The 7,746-nt window shown below is 70.1% G+C and carries 5 protein-coding genes; all 5 read left to right on the forward strand.

The features are described from left to right. Positions 1-202: 202 nt before the first annotated feature. Complete coding sequence (locus tag VIB55_RS16255) at positions 203-814, forward strand: chemotaxis protein CheC (protein WP_331877714.1); 612 nt, start codon at positions 203-205, stop codon at positions 812-814. A gap of 11 nt (positions 815-825) precedes the next feature. Next, the gene (locus VIB55_RS16260; protein ID WP_331877715.1) at positions 826-2,520 is read left to right on the forward strand and encodes a glycerol-3-phosphate dehydrogenase/oxidase; all 1,695 of its coding nucleotides are present in this window, start codon (positions 826-828) and stop codon (positions 2,518-2,520) included. A 129-nt stretch (positions 2,521-2,649) separates the two neighbouring features. Beyond that, entirely contained in the window at positions 2,650-3,171 is a 522-nt protein-coding gene (locus VIB55_RS16265) for a DUF1572 family protein (RefSeq protein ID WP_414681791.1), read from the forward strand. Positions 3,172-3,790: 619 nt separating this feature from the next. Then, positions 3,791-7,018 carry a SusC/RagA family TonB-linked outer membrane protein gene (locus VIB55_RS16270; protein WP_331877717.1) on the forward strand — a complete coding sequence of 1,076 codons (3,228 nt, stop codon included), beginning with the start codon at positions 3,791-3,793 and terminating at the stop codon, positions 7,016-7,018. A gap of 16 nt (positions 7,019-7,034) precedes the next feature. Next, a partial coding sequence (locus tag VIB55_RS16275) for a hypothetical protein (protein WP_331877718.1) occupies positions 7,035-7,746 on the forward strand: 712 nt, incomplete at its 3' end.

The following is a 7,746-nucleotide window of genomic DNA, read 5'->3' on the forward strand; positions in this document are numbered from 1 at the left end:
CCTGGTGGTGCTCGTGGTGCTTTCCGCCGACCCGAGCTGGGAAAAGATCGGACAGATGGAGCCCGTCGCCGGGTTCTGATTGGAGGGATGGCACCCCCGCTCGCGCGGGGGTGCCCGCCGCGCGGCGGCGCGGCCCGGAAATCGCCCGGGGCAGCCGAACGCATTCTCGTCGTCCATACGTTCAACGCATCAGCACTTCCCGATGAACCAGACCCCCGTCACCCCCAAGCAGATGGACGCCATCCGCGAGGTGGTGAACATCGGCGCCGGCCACGCGGCCACCAACCTGTCGGCCCTCACCGGCCTGACCGTGATGATCTCCGTCCCTCGCATCCAGTGGGCGGGCGTGGGCGCCGCCCTTCCCGGCGACGGCGACCTGGTGGTGATCACCGTGCCCATCACCGGCGTCAGCGAGGCCGGCGGCGAACGCGCTTCGCTGGTCCTGGCCACGGAAACGGCCCTGCGCATGGTGGCGCTGATGCTGCGCCGCGACCCATCCATGCACCAGGAGGTGGGCGCGTTCGAAAAGTCGGCGCTCATGGAGATGGGCAACATCGTTTGCGCGGCCTACGTGGGGGTGCTGGGCACCTTCCTGGGCAAGGGGATCATGATCGGCACCCCGGAGATGAAGGTGGGGCCGCGGAGCGAGCTGGCGCCCCAGGCGGCGCACGGGCTAGTGATCGAAACCGACTTCACCTTCCTGGCCACCACCTTCGAGGGCATCTTCGTCCTCAGCCACAGCGAGGTGTCGTTCACCTCGCTGCTGCAGGCGCTCGGCTTTCCCGACGCCGGCCGTCCCGCCGCGTCCGCCTGACGATCTCCGCCATGCCGGACGAGGGGTTCGCCCCGTTCTCGGCCGCCGCGCGCCACGAGCACCTGCGGTCGCTGCCGGGCGAAACCTGGGACCTTCTGGTGATCGGCGCCGGCATCACCGGCGCGGCGGCGGCGCGCGACGCGGCGGGGCGCGGGCTGCGCGTGGCCGTGGTGGACGCGGGCGACGTGGGCCGCGGCACCAGCAGCACCTCGTCGCGGCTGATCCACGGCGGCATCCGCTACCTGGAAACCTTCGATTTCCGCCTGGTCTTCGAGGCCAGCGCCGAGCGGCGCCGCCTGCTGGGGCTGGCCTCGCACCTGGTGCATCCCCTGGCCTTCCTCTTTCCCGTCTACCGCGGCGGCCCCGTGGGCTACCGCAAGCTGCAGGCGGGGATGTGGCTGTACGACGGCCTTTCGCTCTTCCGCAACATCGCGCGCCACACGATGCTTCCGCGCGCGCGCCTGCGCGAGGAAGAGCCGGGGCTGCGCACGGACGGGCTGGTGGGCGCGGCGCGCTACTTCGACGCATCGGTCGACGACGCGCGGCTGACGCTGGCCAACGCCCGCGGCGCGCACGAGGCGGGGGCGGCCGTGGTTCCGCACGCGGCGGTCGTCGGGTTCCTGCGCGAGGGCGGCTCCCTGGTGGGGGCGCGCGTGCGCGACTGCCTGCGCCCCGGCGCCGAGCCGGTGGAGGTGCGCGCGCGGGTGGTGATCAACGCCACCGGGCCATGGTGCGATTCCGTGCGCAAGCTGGCGGATCCTGGCGCCGCGCCCCGGCTACGGCCCACCAAGGGCGTGCACGTCGTCGTTCCGCGCGAGCGCATCGGCAACCGCAACGCGGTCACCTTCCGCTCGCCCGTGGACGGCCGCGTGATGTTCGTCCTTCCCTGGGGCGAGTTCAGCTACGTGGGCACCACCGACACCGACTTCACCGGCTCGCCCGCCGAGGTGCGCGCGGACGCGGAAGACGTGAAGTACCTGCTGGACTCGGCCAACGGCATCTTCCCCGGCGCCAAGCTCACCGAGTCGGACGTCGTCAGCACCTGGGCGGGGGTGCGTCCCCTCCTGGCCCCGCAAAAGGGCGCGGGCGGCGGGGTGACGGCCAGCGCCACCTCGCGCGAGCACGAGATCTGGCGCGACCCCGGCGGGCTGCTGAACATCGGCGGGGGGAAGCTGACCACCTATCGCGTGATGGCGCGCCAGCTGGTGGACCGCGCCGTGCGCGAGCTGAAGCCGCAGGGCGTGCAGGCGGGAATGTCGCCCACGGCGCACCTTCCCCTTCCCGGCGACCCGCGCGAACCGTGGGAGGCCTTCCGCGAGCGCCTGGTGGGCGAGGCGGTGGCGGCAGGGCTGGGCGCCGACACGGGCGAGCACCTGGCGCGCGCCTACGGCGAGGACGCCGACGACCTCCTCGCCGCCGCCCGCGGCGACGCGGCGCTCGCCTCGCGGCTCATGGAGGGGCACCCCTACATCTGGGCGGAGGTGGTGCACGCGGTGCGCGCCGAGATGGCGATGACCCTCGCCGACGTCCTCGTCCGCCGTCTCCACCTCTTCTACGAGGCGATGGATGGGGGGCTCGTGGTGGCGGAACGGGTGGCGCGGCTGATGGGTTCGCAGCCAGGCCTCGGCTGGTCCGCGGACGAGATCGCGGCCCAGGTGGGTGCGTACCGCGCGTCCGTCGAGGCGACGCGCGGCTTCGGCGGCTGAATCCGGGCGCGCGGTGACGCCGTTCCGCCTCCGGCGATCGATGGCGGGTGTCCCGATGGAGACCGCATGATCGTTGACCGGATGTCGTTCCACGGTGGCCGGGTGCCCTCCGGACGAGAGGAGATGGAGATGGACTTCGCGACGGCGTACCTGGGAGAGGCGCGGAAGATGGCGCGCCACTACAAGGAGCTGGCGGAGGGGGCGATGAACCAGGTGGGCGACGAGGACTTCTTCGCCGCGCTGGGAGAGGAAGACAACAGCATCGCCGTGATCGCCCGGCACGTCGCGGGGAACCTGCGCTCGCGCTGGACCGACTTCCTGACGACGGATGGCGAGAAGCCCGACCGCCACCGCGACGGGGAGTTCGTGGCGCAGGGAGAAACGCGCGAGTCCATCACCGCCGCGTGGGAATCCGGGTGGCAGGCGCTGCTGGGAACGCTGGACGCGCTGGGCCCGGACGACCTGGGACGGACCGTGTACATCCGCGGCGAGCCGCACGGCGTGATCGGGGCGGTAGACCGGGCGCTGGTTCACGCGGCCTACCACGTGGGGCAGATCGTGCTGCTGGCCAAGCACGCCGCCGGGCCGGCGTGGCAAACGTTGAGCATCGCCCGCAACCGGTCCGCCAAATTGAACACGGACGGGCGGTAGCGAACCCGCTGCAACGTGGGAGCGGATCAGTTTGGCCCGAATCTCGCAGGCTGCGATGCAGGCTGTTTCGGGTTCGTCCAACGTCGTAAAGAAAGCCGCGGACCCCGTTCGCCACCCCGCGCGGGGCGCTCGTTCCAACCCTCGCGCGGACACGGACGGCTGGCGGAGAAGGGCCTCCCCGGTGTACTATTCCGACGGTAGACGAGCGGATCCGCGACCAAACGGCGGGCCGGGCGTTGACACAGGCCTGCCGGTGCCCTATCCTCCATACACTCCATGCAGTTACATCGTATCGGGCTCCCGGTTGCGCACGCGGTTGCCACCCCTGGGCCCCGGATATAAACGGATCTGTGACGCGGCGGCCGCGGCGGCCGTCCCCTGGCGGTGCACGGCCCGGGTGTCCGGGTTCCTTTCAAGTGGTGCGGCGGTATCCCCGCCGCGAATCTCGGGATGCGGCCATGACGAGACGAACGTCCGTTCTTGCCGTGCACCGGGATGCGTTTCCGCCCTCACGAGCCTCCCGACCGTCGGCGCAGGCTCGTGCAGTGCGGGGTGATGGGCGGTGTCGCGGGCACCTCTGCTCGCGACATCAAATCGGGAAACCATCAGGAGGAACAGCATGTCGAAGCTTCGTGCGCTCGGCGCGTCGTTGCTGCTCGCCCTGGCTGCCCTCCCCTCCTCTGCGCATGCGCAGGGTCGGGGCGAGGTAGCGGGGCAGGTGACGGCGTCCGAAACCGGAGAGCCGCTCAGCGGCGTCCAGGTTCGGGTTCAAGGAACAACTCAGCAGGTAGTGACCGATGCGGGAGGCCGCTATCGGATGGGCCAGCTGTCGGCCGGCACGCACACCCTGGCGGTAAGCCTGGTGGGCCGCAGCGCCTCCACGCGGACGATCACCATCGTCGCCGGGCAGACCACCACCGCCAACTTCCAGCTGTCGCCCTCGGCGGTGCTGCTGGAAGGCGTCGTGGTGAACGCGGTCACGGGCCAGCAGGAGCGCCGCCGCGAGGCGGGAACCAACACGTCGAACATCAACGTGGGCGACCTGAACATGGGTCCCATCACGAAGGTGGCCGACGTGCTGACCGGCCGCACCACGGGCGTGACGCTGCAGGGAGCGGCCGGCACCACCGGCACCGCCCAGCGCATCCGCATCCGCGGCGCCAACTCGCTGTCGCTGAGCAACGAGCCGCTGGTGTACATCGACGGCGTGCTCGCCAACACCAACCCCCTGCCGGGCGTGTCGGCCGGCATCGCGGTCGGCGGCCAGCAGTCCACCCGCCTGAACGACCTGAACCCCGACGACATCGAGAACATCGAAGTCCTGAAGGGGCCCGCCGCCTCGGCGCTGTACGGCACCGCGGCAGCCAACGGCGTGCTGCTGATCACCACCCGCCGCGGCCGCTCCGGCCAGACGGTGTGGCGCGGGTACGTGGAGTCGGGATCGATCGAGGACGTGAACGAGTATCCCCTGAACTACGCCACGGTGCAGGGCACGATCAATCCGGACACCACCATCTACAACCCCTCCACGGGTCTGCTCGCCGCCGGGCTCAGCCTCTGCTCCAACGAGGCATCCACCCGCGCAACCGTGGCGGCCGGCAAGTGCACGCAGGGTGCGACGTACAGCTTCAACCAGTTCCGAGACCCCCGCACCACGCCGTTCAGCACGGGCCTGCGCCGCAAGGCCGGCATCAACGTGTCCGGCGGCACGGCGAACCTCACGTACTACCTGTCGGGCGACCGCGAGAACGAGCGCGGGGTGATCGACTACAACACCCTCAGCCGCACCAATCTTCGCGCCAACCTGAACGCGCAGCTGCGGTCCAACCTGACCGCCCAGGTCAACGCGGGCTACATCCGCACCGACCTTCAGTCGCCCCAGGGCGACAACAACGTCTTCAGCCCCCTGATCAACGGCCTGACCGGGCCGGGGCAGTACATCCCGGGGATGGAGAGCTCGACGATCGGCCGCACGAACCCGGCGGGCGCCTCGCTGTGCGTAACGCCCACCTGCGGCGGCCGCCGCCTGGGCGCGCAGTTCAATTACAACAACGCCGACATGCGGTTCGTGGTGGCGAACCAGCAGGTGGACCGCTTCCTCCTGGGCGCCAACACCAACTTCCGTCCGACGTCGTGGCTGTCGCTGAACGCCAACTCGGGCCTCGACTTCTTCTCGCGGTTCGACCAGCAGACCATCGACCCGAACAACCTGCCGCTGGCCAACAGCTACGTGATCGGGTTCCGCGACGCGCGGCGGGCGAACAACTACCAGTACACCCTGAACGGAACCGCGGTGGGCACCTTCGAGGTGTCGAGCGCGCTCACCACCACCACCACCGCCGGCCTCAGCTTCCAGCAGCAGCGTTTCGGCAACGTGACCTGCTACGGCGAAGCCATCCTGGTGGGCACCGATTCGTGCGGGGGCAGCACGGCCCAGTTCGCGGTCAACGAGGATGACGCGGACAACAAGATCTTCGGCATCTTCGGGCGCCAGGAGCTTGCGATCAACGACCGCCTGTTCGTGGCCGCCAGCCTTCGCGGCGACCGCAACTCGGGGCTGGTGGAGGACTTCGTGATCTACCCGTCGGCCAGCGCGTCGTGGGTGGTGAGCGAGGAGCCCTTCTTCCCGCAGACCTCGTTCCTGAGCAACCTGCGCCTGCGCGCCGCGGCCGGCCGCAGCGGCCTTCGCCCGTCGTTCGGTGACGCCGAGAGCTTCTCGCGCGCGGTGCCGGTGGAGCTTGCGGCCACCACGCAGATCGCGGCGGTGCCGACGTCCACGGGCAACCCCACGCTGAAGCCGGAGATCACGACGGAGTACGAGGGCGGCGTGGACGTGGGCCTGTTCGACGACCGCCTGGCCGCCGACTTCACCATCTACAACAAGCGGTCGCAGGACGCGCTGGTGCAGCGGCCTCTTGCGCCGTCGCAGGGCCTCACGTCGCCGACCGTCTCGGGCGGCCAGGTGTTCCAGAACCTGGGCAGCATCCGCAACTCGGGAACGGAGCTGGGGATCAACGCGCTGCTCCTGGACCGCACGAACACCCGTCTGAACGTGCGACTGGCGCTCACCACGCTGCAGAACGAGATCGAGGACCTGGGCGAGGGGATCGCTCCCATCGTCTTCGGCCGCGGCCCGCAGAATCACCGTGAGGGGTTCCCCACGGGTGCGTTCTTCGCGACGCCCTACACCTACGCCGACGCGAACGGCGACGGCCTGATCAGCCGCACCGAGGTCAAGGTCGACTCGTCGCGCTTCCTGGTGGTCCCCACGCAGAACGCTCTGCGCAAGGCGCAGGGGCTGACCAGCGACACGCTGAACTTCACGTACGTGGGGCCGTCGCTCCCCACCAACACGCAGTCGTTCTCGGCCGACCTCACGCTGTTCGGCACCGTGTCGATCACCACGCTCTTCGAGCGCCGGGCCGGGCACAAGCAGCTGAACTTCACGGAGTACTTCCGCTGCCGCAGCCAGACGCAGTCGCAGTGCAACGCCACCGGCAACCCGAAGGCGGACCTCGCCGACCAGGCGCGCTACGTGGCGAGCACGGCCCCCGCGGCCCAGGGCCTGGGCGCCACCGCCTTCGGCTACATCGAGGACGGCGAGTTCATCAAGTGGCGCGAGCTTTCGCTGCGCGTGGGCGTGCCCGACCGCCTGGGCCAGAACCTGCCCGCGCTTCGCGGTGCCAGCGTGACGTTCTCGGGCCGCAACCTCAAGACGTGGACCGACTACACCGGGCTGGATCCGGAGATCAACGAGACGGGCGCTGGCTCGAACTTCACCCAGGGTGAGTTCAACACGCAGCCGCCGGTCCGCTACTTCACGGTCCGCCTGGACCTCTCCTTCTGAGCGGTGAGCTGAACCAATGAAATTCACTGGAATTTTCGGGAAGGGGCTTCGGCCTCTTCCCAGGATCCTCGCCCTCGGCGCGCTCGCGCTGCCGCTGGGCGCCTGCGACCTGGACCGCCTCCTGGCGGTGCGCGACCCGGAGCAGGTGTCGCCGGAAGAGCTGGAGAACGCCGAGTCGGTGCCGGGGCTGTACGCCGGCGCGCTGCGCACGTTCTTCATCGCCTACAGCGGCGCGTCCGACGACGCCTACCTGACGGTATCGTCGCTCCTGGCCGACGAGCTGTACGCCGCCGACACGTTCGTCACCCGGCAGGCGACGGACAAGCGCGACCAGCAGCCGCCGGCGCTGGGCAACACGTCGGACGTGGCGTACGCACGCCTGCAGCAAGCCCGGGTGAACGCACGGCGCGCGGCCGCGACAGCCGAAAAGTTCAACACGGGCGCCGTGGGTGCGGCGAGCCTTCCGGCCACGCTGGCCACGCTGCGCGCCATCGAGGGCTACGCCTACATGACGCTTGCCGAAGGCTTCTGCGGCAACATCCCGTTCTCGGTGATCCCGGACACGGGCCCCATCAATCCGGTCGACACCACGCAGTTCCGGCCGGGGATCGGTACGCTGGCGGCGTTCGACACCGCCATCGTGCGGATGACCTCCGCCCTGGCGGCGCAGTCCACGAGCAACCTGGCCAAGGTCGGGCTGGGCCGCGCCCAGCTGAACCGCGGCAACT

Source organism: Longimicrobium sp., assembly GCF_036554565.1.
GTDB lineage: Bacteria > Gemmatimonadota > Gemmatimonadetes > Longimicrobiales > Longimicrobiaceae > Longimicrobium.